Source organism: Vibrio sp. STUT-A16 (assembly GCF_026000495.1).
In the GTDB taxonomy this organism is placed as follows: Bacteria; Pseudomonadota; Gammaproteobacteria; order Enterobacterales; family Vibrionaceae; genus Vibrio; species Vibrio diabolicus.
Genome location: NZ_AP026766.1, coordinates 1,031,598 through 1,047,943, shown reverse-complemented (window position 1 = coordinate 1,047,943; position 16,346 = coordinate 1,031,598). Strand labels below are relative to the sequence as shown.

Annotated in this window: 18 protein-coding genes; 10 read left to right on the top strand and 8 right to left on the bottom strand. The window is 47.0% G+C overall.

The window, feature by feature from the left end; all coding sequences use genetic code 11:
* Positions 1-12: 12 nt before the first annotated feature.
* Positions 13-480 carry an HAD family hydrolase gene (locus tag OO778_RS21185; protein WP_264911546.1) on the top strand — a complete coding sequence of 156 codons (468 nt, stop codon included), beginning with the start codon at positions 13-15 and terminating at the stop codon, positions 478-480.
* A 33-nt stretch (positions 481-513) separates the two neighbouring features.
* The gene (locus tag OO778_RS21180; RefSeq protein WP_256936788.1) at positions 514-1,026 is read left to right on the top strand and encodes a GNAT family N-acetyltransferase; all 513 of its coding nucleotides are present in this window, start codon (positions 514-516) and stop codon (positions 1,024-1,026) included.
* On the opposite strand, the gene OO778_RS21175 is transcribed toward OO778_RS21180, so the two are convergent.
* From OO778_RS21175 to OO778_RS21165, 3 genes are all read right to left on the bottom strand, one after another.
* Positions 1,010-1,537: a hypothetical protein gene (locus OO778_RS21175; protein ID WP_054866721.1), complete on the bottom strand. Its 528-nt coding sequence runs from the start codon at positions 1,535-1,537 to the stop codon at positions 1,010-1,012. The genes OO778_RS21180 and OO778_RS21175 overlap by 17 nt on opposite strands.
* Positions 1,538-1,775: 238 nt before the next feature.
* Positions 1,776-2,060, bottom strand: a complete 285-nt coding sequence (locus tag OO778_RS21170) for a hypothetical protein (protein ID WP_047009765.1) — start codon at positions 2,058-2,060, stop codon at positions 1,776-1,778.
* Between the two features lie 67 nt (positions 2,061-2,127).
* Positions 2,128-3,027 (bottom strand): DMT family transporter, encoded by a 900-nt coding sequence (locus OO778_RS21165; protein ID WP_248380509.1) that lies wholly within the window; start codon positions 3,025-3,027, stop codon positions 2,128-2,130.
* Positions 3,028-3,119: 92 nt separating this feature from the next.
* On the opposite strand from OO778_RS21165, the gene OO778_RS21160 reads away from it, so the two are divergent.
* Entirely contained in the window at positions 3,120-4,556 is a 1,437-nt protein-coding gene (locus OO778_RS21160; RefSeq protein WP_264911545.1) for a PLP-dependent aminotransferase family protein, read from the top strand.
* A gap of 96 nt (positions 4,557-4,652) precedes the next feature.
* On the opposite strand, the gene OO778_RS21155 is transcribed toward OO778_RS21160, so the two are convergent.
* From OO778_RS21155 to OO778_RS21145, 3 genes are all read right to left on the bottom strand, one after another.
* Positions 4,653-5,789, bottom strand: coding sequence for a glycerate kinase (locus tag OO778_RS21155; protein WP_258638791.1), 1,137 nt, complete (start codon positions 5,787-5,789; stop codon positions 4,653-4,655).
* A gap of 16 nt (positions 5,790-5,805) precedes the next feature.
* On the bottom strand, positions 5,806-7,158 hold the full coding sequence (locus OO778_RS21150) for a GntP family permease (protein ID WP_006740985.1): 1,353 nt from the start codon (positions 7,156-7,158) through the stop codon (positions 5,806-5,808).
* Between the two features lie 158 nt (positions 7,159-7,316).
* Entirely contained in the window at positions 7,317-8,459 is a 1,143-nt protein-coding gene (locus OO778_RS21145; protein WP_258638789.1) for a sugar diacid recognition domain-containing protein, read from the bottom strand.
* 234 nt (positions 8,460-8,693) lie between these two features.
* Here OO778_RS21145 and OO778_RS21140 point away from each other — a divergent pair, with 234 nt between their 5' ends.
* Positions 8,694-8,867 (top strand): hypothetical protein, encoded by a 174-nt coding sequence (locus OO778_RS21140; protein ID WP_005391896.1) that lies wholly within the window; start codon positions 8,694-8,696, stop codon positions 8,865-8,867.
* 69 nt (positions 8,868-8,936) lie between these two features.
* Here OO778_RS21140 and OO778_RS21135 read toward each other — a convergent pair whose 3' ends face one another.
* The gene (locus tag OO778_RS21135) at positions 8,937-9,299 is read right to left on the bottom strand and encodes a hypothetical protein (RefSeq protein WP_047009761.1); all 363 of its coding nucleotides are present in this window, start codon (positions 9,297-9,299) and stop codon (positions 8,937-8,939) included.
* A 283-nt stretch (positions 9,300-9,582) separates the two neighbouring features.
* Between OO778_RS21135 and OO778_RS21130 the strand changes: the two genes are divergently transcribed.
* The 5 genes from OO778_RS21130 (at position 9,583) to OO778_RS21110 (ending at position 13,806) form a co-directional block, all read left to right on the top strand.
* Positions 9,583-11,430: a M3 family metallopeptidase gene (locus tag OO778_RS21130; protein WP_258638787.1), complete on the top strand. Its 1,848-nt coding sequence runs from the start codon at positions 9,583-9,585 to the stop codon at positions 11,428-11,430.
* 65 nt (positions 11,431-11,495) lie between these two features.
* Positions 11,496-12,032 (top strand): DUF924 family protein, encoded by a 537-nt coding sequence (locus tag OO778_RS21125; protein WP_089202661.1) that lies wholly within the window; start codon positions 11,496-11,498, stop codon positions 12,030-12,032.
* A gap of 25 nt (positions 12,033-12,057) precedes the next feature.
* Positions 12,058-12,768 (top strand): HAD hydrolase-like protein, encoded by a 711-nt coding sequence (locus tag OO778_RS21120; protein WP_089202662.1) that lies wholly within the window; start codon positions 12,058-12,060, stop codon positions 12,766-12,768.
* Positions 12,769-12,864: 96 nt separating this feature from the next.
* Positions 12,865-13,182: a DUF4144 domain-containing protein gene (locus OO778_RS21115; RefSeq protein WP_085344589.1), complete on the top strand. Its 318-nt coding sequence runs from the start codon at positions 12,865-12,867 to the stop codon at positions 13,180-13,182.
* A 138-nt stretch (positions 13,183-13,320) separates the two neighbouring features.
* The gene (locus OO778_RS21110) at positions 13,321-13,806 is read left to right on the top strand and encodes a VOC family protein (protein WP_029846111.1); all 486 of its coding nucleotides are present in this window, start codon (positions 13,321-13,323) and stop codon (positions 13,804-13,806) included.
* Between the two features lie 72 nt (positions 13,807-13,878).
* Here OO778_RS21110 and OO778_RS21105 read toward each other — a convergent pair whose 3' ends face one another.
* Positions 13,879-14,793: a LysR family transcriptional regulator gene (locus OO778_RS21105; protein ID WP_029846112.1), complete on the bottom strand. Its 915-nt coding sequence runs from the start codon at positions 14,791-14,793 to the stop codon at positions 13,879-13,881.
* Between the two features lie 141 nt (positions 14,794-14,934).
* Here OO778_RS21105 and OO778_RS21100 point away from each other — a divergent pair, with 141 nt between their 5' ends.
* On the top strand, positions 14,935-16,242 hold the full coding sequence (locus tag OO778_RS21100) for a DUF1254 domain-containing protein (RefSeq protein WP_264911537.1): 1,308 nt from the start codon (positions 14,935-14,937) through the stop codon (positions 16,240-16,242).
* Positions 16,243-16,346: the final 104 nt, after the last annotated feature.

Sequence of the window (16,346 nt, the reverse complement as noted above, 5' to 3'; positions counted from 1 at the left end):
GGAGATTCGAACATGATTTATCTTTTCGATTGGGGGAACACCTTAATGGTGGATTTCCCTCACGCACAAGGAAAAATGTGCGATTGGGAACACGTAGAAACGATTCCTCTGGCCAAAGAAACACTGGCAACACTTTCCCAAAATCATGCTATTTACATCGCGACCAGTGCGTCTAATTCCAACATGGAAGAGGTTCAGCGTGCATTCGTCCGCGTCGACTTAGACCAGCACTTAAATGGCTACTTTTGTTTTGCCAATCTCGGCATCGCTAAAAAACAACCTGAGTTTTATCTTGCTATCGCAAAACAGCTAGGGGTTAACGTGAGTGAGTTAACTATGGTTGGCGACTTGCCTCATAAAGACATTTCCCCTGCAATGCAAGCTGGCGTAAATACGATTTGGTTTAATCCAACAGGAGCCAATGCGCCAGCCGATCCCATTCCGAATCAAATTCGCTGTTTATCTGAACTCGTACCTTAACCATCACTAACCTGCACTAATCAAGGAAGATGAATGCAAATCAGACCCATCCAGGTAAGCGATATCGAGCGCTTTACCGAACTGTGGAACCGAGTCTATGCCGAAGGTAAATACCTGCGCAGTCCGGCTCCAGATAAAGACACCCTGACCAATATTTTACGTCGCGTAGAACTTGAATCGATTCCTCAATTTGTTGCTTTGGACCATCACATTCTGGTTGGTAGTGTAGAGGTTTTTCCTGCCGAACTATGCGGTTATGAAGGCGGTCAACTCACTAGCACAGGCATTTTAGGTATTCATATCGATAGAACATTCAGAGGAAAAGGGCTAGGTAAGCAGCTATTGTCTGTTGCACTTAAAAGTGCCTGGGAATATGGTTACGACACCATTGTACTTAATGTTTATAAGGACAACCTTGCCGCGATAGCGTTGTACGAACGATTTGGATTTGAGCACCATGGTGAACTAGGAGAAGTCACTCTCCCCAATGGCGAAGTGTTGATGAGTCAGAAGATGATGTTAAGCGCGCCTAACAACCCTCAGTAACGTGTCCTCGGACGATAGACTCTGTGGATGCTTGATTTACATAATAGAAATAGCATGCCTCTTCTGCCAAGGTATACCCTTGCGGCCAAATGTACACCACCCGATCAAGACCTGACTGGTCGACAAATTGATAATCGGGAATAGACACAAAGTGGGTACTATTTGGGTGTTGCTGACCAATAATACAAAAGTCACTGCCTTTGCAGGGAACATCAATTTTGGACACGCCACTCTGCGGCAAATCGATTTCTAATAACGCACCAATGCTATTGGCGCTCGCTTCTGGCATACCACTTAAGGTTTTTACGTTCCTATCAATATAGTGGACTTGGTTTTGCTCGGCAGCATTGTCTATCGCCACTCGGGCGTTAAAAAATTTAAGCGCGGTACCCAATGACGAATTGGAACTGTGTAACATCGACGCATAGGCTTGGCGATGAATGTGGAGTAGTGTTGGCAACGCAGCCAAAGCGATGAAAGCCAAAGTGGCGAGCACTATGGTGATTTCCATCAGCGTAAATCCCTTTAATCTCACTTTTTTATCTCAGCAGAATGAATGGTCGTTTGCCTCACATCCATGTGAGACCTTGCCAATATATCGCTGATTTAAAACGTTTAAAGCCCTAGTAGATGACAAACAAGAGTCATGGGCCAAAGTTGAGACCGCTCGCCAAGTTACTATGCAAACGCACACATTTATGTGTCAATTTTAGGACTTTATTTATCAATCACTTATTTACTGAAGTAGATTACCCGAGTAGTGGAACGTTATTACGAACAAGTCCGCGACGTACGTTAGTGCACATCTTCCCGAAACGACGGATCTCATCAAACTGCGGAATCACACCCCGCTCCATTGCCGACTCCCAATAAGTAACCTCTGAATCGACCATTTCTAATAATTTCTTTGGACAGCCGATGCACTGCCCTTCCGGCCCACACACAAAGGTTTCCGGTTCGTAAATCGGTAGCTCAGCTTTTACTTGCTCGATGATATTACGCATCGCGGTCATTCGATCTGGCTTTAACGTCATCACTCTGCTCCACGGATTAAGATGAAGCAGAATTGTACTCACTGGCACGTGAATGTCCCTACCCAATTTAGGTATATTCTGTTTGAACCGATTTTTTTATCGTCAGCTCTGGCTTTTTAACCACTAGATAGACCGCCGTGGCCGCTAATACAAAGCCAGAAATGCCCATCCAATCAAACGACTCACCAAACGCGAGCCAAGCTTGAATCGCTGTTGTTGGCGGCACCAGGTAAAACACAGACGCCACACTCGAAGACGCGCCATTTCTCACCATGTACAGCAGCAGTAGGATAGCCACACAAGAGAGCACGACGACCAACCACAACACGGTCAAAATAAACTCCAGTTCCCACTGAACTTGCATGGTTTCAAACTGCATCGCAACAGGCAAAAACATGATGAGTGCGGCCAAATATTGCACCGTCGCACCACCAACCATATCCACCTGTTGGCAATGTTTTTTCTGATACAGCGTCCCTAACGTGATACCAACCAAAGACAGTAAACAGACTCCAATGGCTAAGAACTTATGTTGCTCAGACTGCCACTCCATGTTTCCCATCAGCACCATGGCGATGCCGACAAAGCCAAGAGCCAAACCCAGCCATTGCGAGGGTTTAAATTCCTCACGAACAAACACCACCAGCAAAGCCGCGGTTAAAATCGGCTGAATGCCCACCAACAACGAACTCAGCCCTGCTGGCATACCCAAATCAATAGCGAAATAAGTGCCGCCTAAATAGAAGCCATGGATCAACACACCCACCACACAGCTGTGCCAGAAATCGCTTCCTGTCGGCAACCTTCTGCGCAATACCGCCACAAGAACCAAAAACAGTAAGACATTGAATGCCATACGGATAGAAAGTAGTGTCGCTGGCTCGGCATACTGCAAACCAAAACGCGCACCAACAAATCCAGAAGCCCAAAGGATGACAAATACAAAAGGGATGGCTCGGATTAACATGATCGCCTCACTCACGCTTGTTTTATGTTTTGAGATACTGTTAATGTAATTAGGTACAGTGTTTTCAAAAAGTGACAGATGGAAGTGTTTTTATGGGTACAGATTTATTGGAAAGCGGTGAAGGGAATAAGTACCTCGTGGTGGAAAAGCACCTTAAACAAGCCATCAATTTTGGCGTTTACCAAGTGGATGATCGACTGCCTTCCATTCGCTCATTGAGCCAAGAATTAAGCGTCAGCAAAAACACCGTGATTCGTGCGTATCAAGAGCTGGAAGCGCAAAACTTGGTGTACTCGGTTCCCAAGTCGGGTTATCGAGTAAAAATCGCCTTGCCGACCTCTCGCTCAATTCCGGATCCGACTCGCGTGGATTTGCTCTCGATCTGCAAAGAAATCCTCACGTACCCTGAATACCAAGAGCGTTTGCCCGCAGGCTCTGCCCACCCAAACATTGACTCCCCCGCGATCAAAAGCTTGTACGCCGAGATTGGCCGCCACAGCCGCCAGCAAACGCATGTACCGAGCCATTACCAATTACCACCCGGTGATCACCTCTTAATCAAACAACTGGCGAAAACCACACAAGATTTGGGCACACCAACCAAGTTGGATGAGATCATGGTGACGCACGGCGCGCAGCAAGCAATTAGCCTAGCGCTGCGCGCAACGACACAAAAAGGCGATATCGTCGCGGTGGAGTCACCTTGCTATTTTGGTAATTTATTGATGCTCGAATCACTCGGCCTAAAAGTGGTGGAAATTCCGAGTTGCCCACGAGACGGTATGTGCCCCGAAGCCTTAGCAAAAGCAATGGCGGCATGGGACATAAAAGCGATCATCGTAACGCCAAACTTCACCAACCCAACTGGTGCCATGATGCCGCTAGAAAAGCGCCGGCAATTGCTATTGGCGTCCGGCAATGTTCCTATTATCGAAGACGATGTATTTGGTGGGTTAAGTTATAACAAGCCTTTGCCAAGCTTGAGGTTGCTCGATGACAAGCAACGCGTAATTTACGTGAATTCGTTATCCAAAACGCTCGATTCGCGTTTGAGAATTGGTTGGATGTTGGCGGGGCGATATCGAGATCAAATTGAGCAATATCTACTGTGTGAGAACATGGGCAGTTTGAACCTGATGCAATCAGCCGTGGCAACGTTTCTAACGTCCGGTAAGTATCGAACGCATACTTCGCGAATGGGTCGGGTTTATCAAAACAACATGCGCCGATTTATCCAGATGCTTCATCAATACTTGGATGAATACGAATCTCTAAAAAATCGATACCAGATCAACGCCGTGCAAGGTTCGTTCTTGCTTTGGTTGCGCCTGCCCAAAGAAACGGACAGCTATGCGTTGTATCAAGCGTGCAATAAGCACAGAATCAGCCTACTTCCCGGCACCGTATTTGGCACTCAAGAGCAATATCGACATTGCGTGCGCCTCAGCGTGGCAAACTTTGGTAGTGAAACCGATTGGATTCACGCGATGCAAACACTGGCAAAGTTGATAGCAAAGCATGTTCGTTAACTCGCTCTTGCTAAATGAACTTATGCCCGCATACGCAGACTGGTAACAACAAAAAACTCCACGCAAAGGTGGAGTTTTCTCGTATCGTTATCGCCCTCAGTGCGACTTAATTTGCCACATTCTCGCGACGTTTTCGGCTAAATTGGCAACGTTGACGTCGGCCTCTTTCATGGCCTCAGATAAGCTCATCGCCCTTGGTACACAAGCAAACACCGCATCAATGCCGCACTCATAAACCGCCTGATAGTTGTCGCCCACACAACCAGCCAATGCAACAACTGGTAAATCAAACTGCTTGGCCACCTGAGCAACTCCCATCGGCGTTTTGCCATGTGCGGTTTGATGATCGATTCGACCCTCGCCTGTGAATACAATATCCGCATCCGCAACATGCTGAGCAAGCTTGACCGTTTCAAGCACAATCTCAATTCCCGGTTGCAAACGTGCCGGTGTGTACCCGAGCAAGGCCGCCCCCATACCACCAGCAGCACCTGCGCCTTCACGCGTCAGTACGTGCTTACCCGTCGCTTGTTCCGTCAACTCGCCAAACTTGCGCAATGCGTTATCGAGCAGAGTGACGTCTGACGTCGTCGCTCCCTTTTGCGGGCCAAAGATAGCCGACGCGCCTTTGTCGCCACAGAGTGGGTTGTCAACATCGCATGCTACCAACACTTCACAAGTTGCTAAACGTGGGTCAAGACCAGAAATATCGATGGAGGCAAGCGCCGCTAACCCACCTCCATTTGGGGTAATTGCATGACCAGATTCATCAAGAAACGTTACCCCTAACGCGGTCAACATGCCCACGCCACCATCATTAGTAGCGCTGCCGCCCAAACCAATGATTAAGCGTTGAATACCGCGGTCTAGCGCGTGTTTGATCAGCTGTCCGGTACCAATGCTACTGGTCAGTTTTGGGTCGCGAGCGTCACTCGGCACAAGGTGCAGCCCACTGGCCTCCGCCATTTCAATAACCGCGGTTTCGCCGTCGCCGAGGATGCCATAAAACGCTTCAACATCATTCCCTAATGGCGCGGTCACCGTTGTAAAGACTTGTTCGCCTTGAGTTGCATCTATCAAAGATTGAACCGTGCCTTCGCCACCGTCTGCGACCGGAACCGTAACAAATTCGGCACCATGCCATACGCGAGCAAGACCCGTTTTGATCGCCTCGCTCACTTGTTTGGCGGTTAAGCTTTCTTTAAATGAATCAGGTGCAATTACCACTTTCATACGTATTTCCAGAGACTTATAAGAGAACGAGACTCAAAATGTACACCAATGCCATTGCCGTGACACCTTGAACGAGCGTAGCCATGGTTTGCGCGCGATACGCTAAGCCCACCGACATGCGGCTAAACTGCGAAACTACCCAGAAGAAGCTGTCGTTTGCATGAGAAACCGTCATCGCACCTGCACCGATCGCCATCACCGTTAATACGCGGCCCATTTCTGAATCTAGCCCCAATTGGGTAAGCATAGGCGCAACCAAAGCCGATGTGGTCACCAGTGCAACCGTTGACGACCCTTGCGCCGATTTTAGCGCAGCCGCAACGATAAATGGCATGAAAATACCCACGCCCAGCGCCGATAACGTCGTACCCAAGTATTCACCTAGCGGCGTTGCTTTTAATACCGCGCCAAATGCACCACCCGCACCGGTAATCAAAAGAATAGGCGCAGCAGCCGTAATACCTTGGCTGATTCGCTCGCCAAATTCTTCAATCTTGTTGTCTGATTTGAGTAGGCGAACAGAAAGGAACAGGCCAATCACCAACGCCGTTAGTGGCTGTCCTAAGAAAGTCAGAACATCAAACACAAAACCTTCGCCCAGCGGTAAGCTTGGGAATTTCGCGATAGAGCCAAAACAGATCAATAAGATTGGAACAAAAATAGGAGCAAATGCTTGGCTTGCCGTTGGTAATTTGCCGTAAGACGCTTTGAGTGCTTGCCAGTCATGCTGAATTTCCTCTGCTGCTTCAATGCCATCTGGTTCTACATGCTGGAATCGGTTCGACCACAACATACCCGCTAACGCCGCAACCGCTGCAACAAACACACCCACACCAATCACTAAACCAAGGTTAGATTCCAGGCCTAAGTTACCCGCAGCGGCAATCGGGCCAGGAGTTGGCGGCACAAACGTGTGCGTCGCGTATAGGCCAGTAGCCAACGCCACACTCATCGCAACGCTTGAGGTTTTTAAACGCTTCGCGAGTGATTCTTTGAGCGAGTTCAGAATGACAAAGCCTGAATCACAAAATACCGGAACAGAAACGATGTAACCGATGATGCTCATAGTCAATGTTGGGAAACGCTCACCCAACACTTTAATAACCGTATCGGCCATGGTGATCGCCGCACCACTTTTCTCCAAAATAACACCAATAATGGTACCTAAAACGATAACCAAGCCAATGTAACCAAGGATGCCGCCAAAGCCAGAAGCAATGGTTTTGGCAATGCTATCTGCCGGTAAGCCGTAAGCAAATGCCGCAAGGAACGCCGCGATGATCAGCGCTAAAAAGGGATGTAATTTGAATTTGGTGGTCGTGAGCACAATAAATGCGATCACCCCGAGCAGGATTAATATTAGGTTCATGATAACTCCATTTATTCTTATTTTGCTGAGCGAGTCCGTGTTGGCTCACTCAACATGTAGGGACGCATGAATTATTAATCGTTTGCTTTCGAATTCCTTTAGGCGGAGTGACAAATGATGTGGTCAAAAAATGACGCGTATTGTGCAAATGCACAATCTCACGCCATTTTTGAGAGCCGAGTCGCAATATAAAGCTCCGCTAACCCCACAAAATTGGTGGTTGGCAGCCCTGTTATCTCGGTGATTTTTTCTAACCGATAACGCAGAGTGTTCCGGTGAATAAACAGCATTTTAGAGCATTCCGTTACATTGCCATTGCATTCAAACAATGCATCTAGGGTTTTCAGCAATTGCCCGGATTTGTCTTTCTCTTTCAACCGTTTCACGCCATCAATAATTTGTTCACCTTGCCAAATATCCGCCAACGGCGCCAACAGCACAGGCAAACGAAGTTCATCGAACAGGTACTTACGTTTCTCTGGGTAGAACTGCTTGCCAATAGCTAATACCTGCTTCGCGCTTTGGTATGACAACGCGACATCTTTAGGCTCATTAAACAGCTGCCCCAGCGCAATGTGAAACGTATGCGAATCGTGATCACTTAAACGCGACATCAACTTATCAATGCGTTCACTTTCGATTTGGCTATCCCACAGCTTGGCGGAATGACACGGTTTCAACACCACAATTTCATTCACTGAGACAATCGCAACGAGGTTGTTACGCTCTGGGTATTCAAGCAGCTCAACAATATTGCGCACACTCTTCATGCTTTTTGAAGCGGACGGCGTCGAGACTTCAATCACCGTTGCCACCCGTGGTTGAGTAATATCGATAGAAAGACGCATCGCCCAATCTTTCAGCTCTTCATCGGTCAATTTGCCATTGATCCAAGCCAGAATAAACTCTTCGCGATGACGTCTGTCCCACTGAAATTTTTCCACCAGCGCGGCTTGCTCGATTGTCAATTCAGCGGTCATTTTGACCAGTTTGGCGAAATCTCGAATTTTCTCGGGCTCGCCTGTCACACCAACAATACCGACCACGTCTCCATGCAATTTCAACAGCATATTGATTCCGGGTTTGACACCCTGCAACGTCAAACATTGCTGCTCATTCAGCTCTAGCGAATCGCCGTGATTCAACGCCAATACCGCGCCATCATGCACTTGCCCAACGCGTTTTGGATCGCCACTGCCAATGATGATGCCCGCTGAGTTCATCACATTTACGTTGTGACCAATGATGGACATGGTTCGATCGACAATTTGCTGTGCTAAGGAGTGGTCGAGAATAACCATTTCGATTTTCCAGATTGACAATTTAATCATTCAATAAATCACAAATAGCCAACTATCGCGACGATACAGTTAAAAATAACTGAAGCAGCTCAAAGCATTACTCAATTAACCACACGATAAAAATGGATTAAACCCTCATTTTGAGCTGAGAGTTATATACTTAGAACAAAGGTCACCGATGCATTCGTCACTGTGCATCGATACCGCTCGTCTATCTACAGAGGAGGAAACAACATGGAATTACGTAATAAATCGGGTGAAGTCGCAAAAATTGCAGATAATCTCACTTTGAAGGAAATCACAGAAATGGGCTACACCGTAGATTTATGCGATGAAGCATTTGACCCCGGTGAGCATTGGAAAGCGGAAGGTAAAACGCAAGGTATGGGCGAGTACCCAGAGGAGTAAACGTCCTGACGGGCCAGCGCACAAAGCGCTCCATAAACAGAAAAACCGAGCGACTTAACGCTCGGTTTTTTACTTTTGAACTTCTTGAATAAACAAGCCCATCTCTTCAAGATAATTGCCGTTTGAGCATCCCCAATCGGTGACTTCAATCAGCTCGGTAACTAACTGTCCAGATTCATCATTTTGTACTCGCTGCACAAACGCTTCAAAGCGTTCTAACTGCGCCTGAGTTTTAATGCCATGCACAGCATATTCTACAAGCAAGCCGTTGTATGTCTGCCAGCGCTGTTCACCTGAAACATCACTGCTTAAAATTACAGAGCACTTTTGTTGAATGTTCTCAACCGCATCATTTCTTGGCGGCGTGACTGAAGAGCATCCAACCAAAATCGTACCTAGCGCCAATAGCGTAACTTTTGTCTTATTTATCATATCGTTTCCATATGTACTGCCGCGATATAGAAATATTATTACACATGACAAAGATCATCGAGAGCACCTCGCAGATTAATTAACTGATGAACTGTAAAACCCGTGCCAGTCTTAACACTGCGCACTCCAAACTCGTAACAACTCTTGCTAACTCATTAAAATGTAAACAAATAGTAAAATCACGTTTACGCAGTACACTACCAGCAAATTAATTTGTCCCTCCTTTATTATCAACAAGCGTGCAATAATTAGGGGTCTACTCCCAACCATTTGAAGGATCAAAATGACCGCAACGGATTATCTCAACGACCTCAATCAACGTTACCTCGCGATTCACCGCACCAAAGAAGATTTCTTTTGGGAAACTTACATGGGGATCAGCGATGACCATGATGGCTCGACGCAAGCACAAACCGCATGGACAAGCTTTTTGAGCAACGCCGAGCAAATTACTGCCATCAAACAACAGCTTGAAGCCGCGGACTCAATTACCGACCCACAAGAGAAACAGCAAACCATTACGGGTCTTTCTGGTTGGCTGGCGATGTTTGAATCTCACGCAATCGAGGGCGAAAAAGCACAAGCGTTGAAAAATCAGCTCATTGCCTTTGAAGCTGAGCTGTTCGAGAAAAAACAGAACCACGTACAAACGTTTACCAATGAAAACGGCGAGCAAGTGGAAGGTTCACTGCCAGTATTGAGCTCAACCATTCGCACCAACAATCATGAAGAAGTTCGCCAATCGGCTCACCAAGCGTTGCTGAACCTTGAACAATGGCTACTGCAAAACGGCTTTATAGAACTGATCAAACTGCGCAACCAGTTCGCTCGCTCACTGGGTTATGCGACCTTCTTTGATTACTCCGTGCAAAAAACGGAAAAGATGAGCTCTGAACAGCTATTCGAGATTTTGGAAGATTTCGAACAACGCACGCGAGATGCGCACCTAAACAGCTTAGAAAACTTGGCGAAAGAGAAAGGCGCAAGCGCGCTAACAGGCTTCAACTTTGTTTACTCGTTCGCGGGTGACGTCATGCGTGACCTTGACCCATACGTGCCGTTCTCAAAATCTCTGAGACGCTGGGTAGAATCGTTTGGTCGTCTGAATATTGATTACTCTGGCGCGACGCTAACGCTGGATTTGTTAGACCGCAAAGGTAAGTACCCGAACGGGTTCTGCCACGGCCCGATCCCTTCTTTCTACAATCAAGGCGAATGGGTCGCAGCACAGGTGAACTTCACCAGCAATGCCAAACCAGACCAAGTGGGCAGCGGCTACGATGGCATTAACACGCTGTTCCACGAAGGTGGCCACGCAGCACACTTTGCGAACGTAAAAATGAACGCGCCTTGTTTCTCGCAGGAGTTTGCGCCGACTTCAATGGCTTATGCAGAAACTCAGTCGATGTTCTGTGACAGCCTGTTAACCGATGCCGATTGGCTAAAACAATACGCACTGGATGATGAAGGGAATCCGGTTCCTGATGAGATCATTCAAGCGATGATCAACAGTCGTCAGCCATTCAAAGCTTATGAAGAACGTAGCATCTTGGTTGTGCCGTACTTTGAACGCGCGTTATATCAACTTAGCGATGACGAGTTAACGCCAGAGCGCATCACTAAGCTGGCTCGCGATTGTGAAAAACAGATCCTTGGTTTGGAATGCAGCCCTCGCCCACTGATGGCGATTCCACATTTGCTATCCGACGAAGCGGCTTGTGCGTATCAAGGTTACCTACTCGCGCACATGGCGGTGTACCAGACCCGTGCATACTTCCTTGAGAAGTTTGGCTATCTGACGGATAACCCAGAAATTGGCCCACTGCTGGCAAAACACTACTGGCACGCAGGCAATCATTTGTCGCACAACGAAACCATTTTCAGCCTGACTGGCGAGGGGTTCAATGCTAAGTACTTGGCAGATGTATGTAATCTATCGCCAGAGCAAGCGTGGGAAGTACAGCAGAAGAAAATCGACTCACTTGCAACACGAGAACGAGCACCAGTTGCTTCACTGAACGCGACGATTAAAGTCGTCGACGGCAGTAAAGAACTGGCAAGCAACGTCATCTCTGACGAACAAATGTGTGACGATTTTGAACGTTACATCGTAGAGACTTACGGTCGATAACACGCCAAGAGCCAGAAGCCACGCTTCTGGCTTTTTACTATTAAGGCACAACAAAAGGAAGCGCCATGCATCAACAAATCATCAAGTTCTGGTTCGAAGAGCTAACGCCTCAAAACTGGTTTGAAAACGACCCAGAACTGGACAAAAATATTGCGTCACGATTTACCTCTGTATTAGAGCAAGCCGCTCGCTGTGAGCTTTTTAGCTGGCGAGACAGCGTACAAGGGCGATTGGCCGAAATCATCGTGCTCGACCAGTTTTCACGGAATGTGTATCGCAACACCCCAAAAGCTTTTGCGCAAGACCCGCTCTCATTAGCATTGGCTCAAGAAGCAATTCGGTTAGGACACGATCAAGAATTAGCGCCTGAGCAGCTAAGCTTTTTGTACATGCCTTTTATGCACAGCGAATCTCGCCTAATTCATGTCGAAGCTGAGAAATTGTTTCGCGCACCAGGGCTTGAAAATAACTACGATTTTGAGCTAAAACACAAAGCCATCATCGACCAATTTGGACGTTACCCACATCGCAACGCCATCTTGGGTAGAGAAAGCACACCTGAAGAGTTAGCATTTTTGCAGCAACCCGGTTCCAGTTTTTAACCATCAATAACAACGAGAACGTTGAATGAAATTAGACGCCATATTGTGGGATTACGATGGGACACTCGTAAACTCTGTACCGAAAAACATCGACATCACCAAAGCGATCTTATCCATCGTTGCCCCGCATTTAACTGGCGATAATTTACCGAAATATCTCCATTCAGAAGCCAACTATCACTACGCAAACCACGCGGCGAAAAACTGGCAAGAGCTCTACGTGGATTACTACGGCATGTCCCATGATGAAATGCTACAAGCTGGCGGTTTATGGGCAGAGCATCAAGAGAAAAACCAAACACCAGTAACCCTGTTTGAAGGCATTGATGGCGTCATTAAAGAGTTTGTACAGCTGACTCACGGCATTTGCTCTCAAAACTCACAAAGCAATATTCGTCGAGTGCTGTCCGACAACGGTATCAGCGCGCCGTTTAAATCCATCGTCGGGTATGATGACGTCTCGAATGGGCACCAAAAGCCCGATGCGTACAGTGGCATCAAATGCGTTGAGTCGATTTTTGGTCGCGCAGAAAATAGACAGCTGATGTACATCGGTGACCATGAAGCCGACACGCAATTCGCACGCAACATCGAACAGCAGTTGGGTGGCCAAAGTAAGGTGATTGCCGTTGCAGCAGCGTACAGCGGCGCGATGCCAGAGCGTTGGAGCGTGCAACCAGATTACGTGGCAAGAACGGTTGACGAGCTGTTTTCGATTATTGCTCAACACACGTAATTTTTGACTGCGGTTTAAGGCCAACACCTTGAATGCCAGCGCTCACCTTGCCCTTTCAGACATTGAAACAATTTTAGCCACTACACTGGAGGCCCCATGGTTACATGGCCATGTTTATTGAAACTCGATGGCGACGATGAACTTATCTATTTGCGTTCTCATGCCGATCTTGATTCCGAATGCGAAGCGCTCATTTGGGGGCCAGATGATTACGTAATTGACTCAAATGGCAACACGTTCGGGTTGCAATACAACGATTCGAACACCACCGTTTTACAACCGGGAGAACGCACTCTGTCCGTCGAGGAAGTTACGTCGCTCATCCAGTCGCATGAGTTTAGTCTCGCACAAAGGTGCATCATCAAAATTCACTTCACCTCGGTACAGCAAGCTGTTGAGGCATTAGCCAATTAGCTCGAACCCCGCTCATAATGATTACACAAAATTATTATTTTTATAATTTATGATAATTTCATGTAATTAAAACCGCGCCATATACTCTCCCACATCGAAACAAAACAACGTTTAAGCACACATGTTGGGAGCAAACAAATGAAAATGAATCATGTCGGTATTATGGTCGGAGATATGGATAAAGCGGTTGAGTTTTACACACAAGCGCTTGGTCTAAAAGTCGTTATGGGTAACACGAAAGTGATTGAAGAACGCGAAACCGCAATTGGCAGAATGTGTATTGCGGTCTTTGGTAAGGGCTTTAAAGGCTTCAACATCGCGCATCTAGTGACAAGCGATGGCATCGGACTTGAGTTATTTGAAATGAAAGAGCGTCAAGAGCGCCATGAAGTGGATTTTTCTCGCATCGGTATCTTCCATTTCTGTTTGCAGACGGACGACTTTGAAGGTGCAATCAAGCGCACTGAAGCGTTTGGTGGCAAAGTTCGTATGGACATCATGCGTTACCACCCAGAAGACGATAACAAGCCTGCGAAAATGGTTTATCTAGAAGACCCATTCGGCAACCTGTTCGAGCTTTACTCGCACACTTATGAAGAAACTTACGCTTCTGAATACGAGTAATTACATCATGCAACACAACCGGGATCAGTGCGTTACTGAACCCGGTTGTTCAAACCGTTTCACCAACCATTGTTACGACTCAATGCCTAACGACTTCATCAACGATTCAACGGTATTGTTAACCCACAATATCAACGGATCATTACGGCGCTTTACGCTGTAAACGTAACCGAAGTTACCCTCTAATTTCGGCAGCGCGTCATCAAATTCGATAAAAGAAAAACGCTTATCTAACTGATTGATCAAGTGACGCGAACAAGGAAACAGCACATCGCTATCCGCAACCAAATTCAAAATGGTGTTGATGTGCGTGGTACGCAGTTGAATTCTTGGGACAACTGAAAAAGGCTGTAATAAGCGCGAGATGTGATCTTCTTTTTCATTCCAATGTTGGATGATGTGAACCGCGTACGCGTACTCTGAAATGTCATCCAAATACATGCGTTTGCCACCATGCGGATGCGTCGCGCGACAGGCCAGAGCAAAGTCGTCCCGCCCGCCTTTTTTCTGAACCAGATGCTTCGGCAATTCCATAGGGAAATAGTTGATGCCAAAAGCGATTTCACCCGCATCGATTTTGTCTGGCGTGGTTTCCGTCCAGTCTTCGATCACCAAGTTCATAAACGGCGCTTCTTTGGCTAGCAGCTGAGTAAACGCGGCAGAAAACCATTGCGCAATGGACGAGTTGATCGCAACACGCAGAACACAGCTTTCGATCGCGGGATCAAAACTATGAGAAACATTCACTAGCTTGTCGATGTCGTTGATGATCCCAGAAAGCTGCGCTTTGATCTCTTCGGCTTTCGGCGTGAGCTCCATATTGGTGCCCTTGCGCACTAAAATGTCGTCGTTAAATAAATCCCGAATTTTACGCAAGCTTCGGCTCACAGCAGGCTGGCTGGTGCACAAACGCTCCGCAGCCGTTGTGGTGTTGCGTGTTTCAAGAATCACTGCCAGCACCTTGAGCAAATTGTAATCAAAGTTCATCAACGTTATCTCTTTAGCTTTTCTCAAACCATATCACTTTTGATATAGACTAAATACTCACAATTCATTTCTGTAATAAACGGGTTAACGACTAAGCTTAGCTGGAAACATATCCTCACAAACAAATGGATGAAACCAGCCATGAAACAAAAATTACTCGTTACTCTATTGGGATTATCAGCGCTAGGAGCCAGCTCTGTATTTGCGGCTAACACCAATGTTGATCTTGCAGAAGATGCTTATATCTACGGCTACTCAATTGATGAAGCGTACAAGTTTTTCTATCACACGGCGGTAGAAAACAACTATCCACTGAACCGCTTTCAGAATATTCGTGCTCTAGCTGATGACTCTTACACCGCTCACCCAACCATTAATAACGATACGCTTCACCTTATGGGCTGGTTAGATGTTGCTGCAGAACCTGTCATTGTGAGCGTGCCTGATATGGATGAAGGCCGTTACTGGATCTTGCACACAATGGACATGGGCCATTACACCAACGCAGCGTTCAGTTCTCGTACTCGCGGCACAAAAGGTGGCCAGTTCATGTTTGCAGCACAAGATTGGCAAGGTGAAGTGCCAGCGTCTGTCGACGAAGTGGTCCGCGTAGACAGCAATCTTGTGAAGCTGATGGGTCGCATCATGGCAGTGAATGACGAAGATGCAAAAGTCGCGCTTAACTACATGGACCAATGGAACATTCGTACCCTATCGGAATATTTAGGTAAGAACGGGCCAAAACCAGTACAAAGAACGTACCCAGGTCCAAAAAAATCAACATGGCTTGAACGCGTGAACTTCGTGCTATGTGATGGTTCGATGGGCAATGCGGACAAACAGTGGTTGGACAAATACCAATCTATCGGCGTTGAACCATGCAAAACTGACTTCACACCTGAGCAGCTAAAACTGGCAAAAATTGGTGAGAAGAAAGGCATGGAACACCTCGTCGAACTTGCGCCTAAAATGACAGATGCTCGTACGTTGCTTGGTACACGCGATACCTTGGGTGATGCGCCACGCGATATTTTTGCAGAAGGTACTTACCTCGGTCAGTGGGGCTTACCACCTATCGAAGCGTCTTACCGTAAATCAGATTTCGACAGCACTGGTCAAAAACTGGATGGTTCGAAGCATGATTACGTGATGCGCTTTAAAGCGCCGAACGTCAGCGAATTCTGGTCTGTTACTATTTACGGCAACGACAACCGTTTGATGGCGAAAAACGACCTAAACCGTCACAGTCGTGGCGACCGAACCATGAAAGCGGACAAAGACGGTTACTACACCATTTACATGAGTGCGAACGAAAAAGGCCGTGCAGACGATCCAAACTTCTTGCCAGTACCTGAAAAACCGTTCTACGCCATCATGCGTTTCTACGGCGCAGACGATGTAATCCAAAGTGGTGAGTATCAAATGCCTGAAATCAAAGTAGTTAAATAATTCGTTTTAACGAACCACTGCTCTGTCGCCTCCTTAGCTCGTAAGTGCGTTAAGGGGGCTTATTTCAAGGTGGGTGTCTAGGGCGAACATCAAGCCCAAAAATC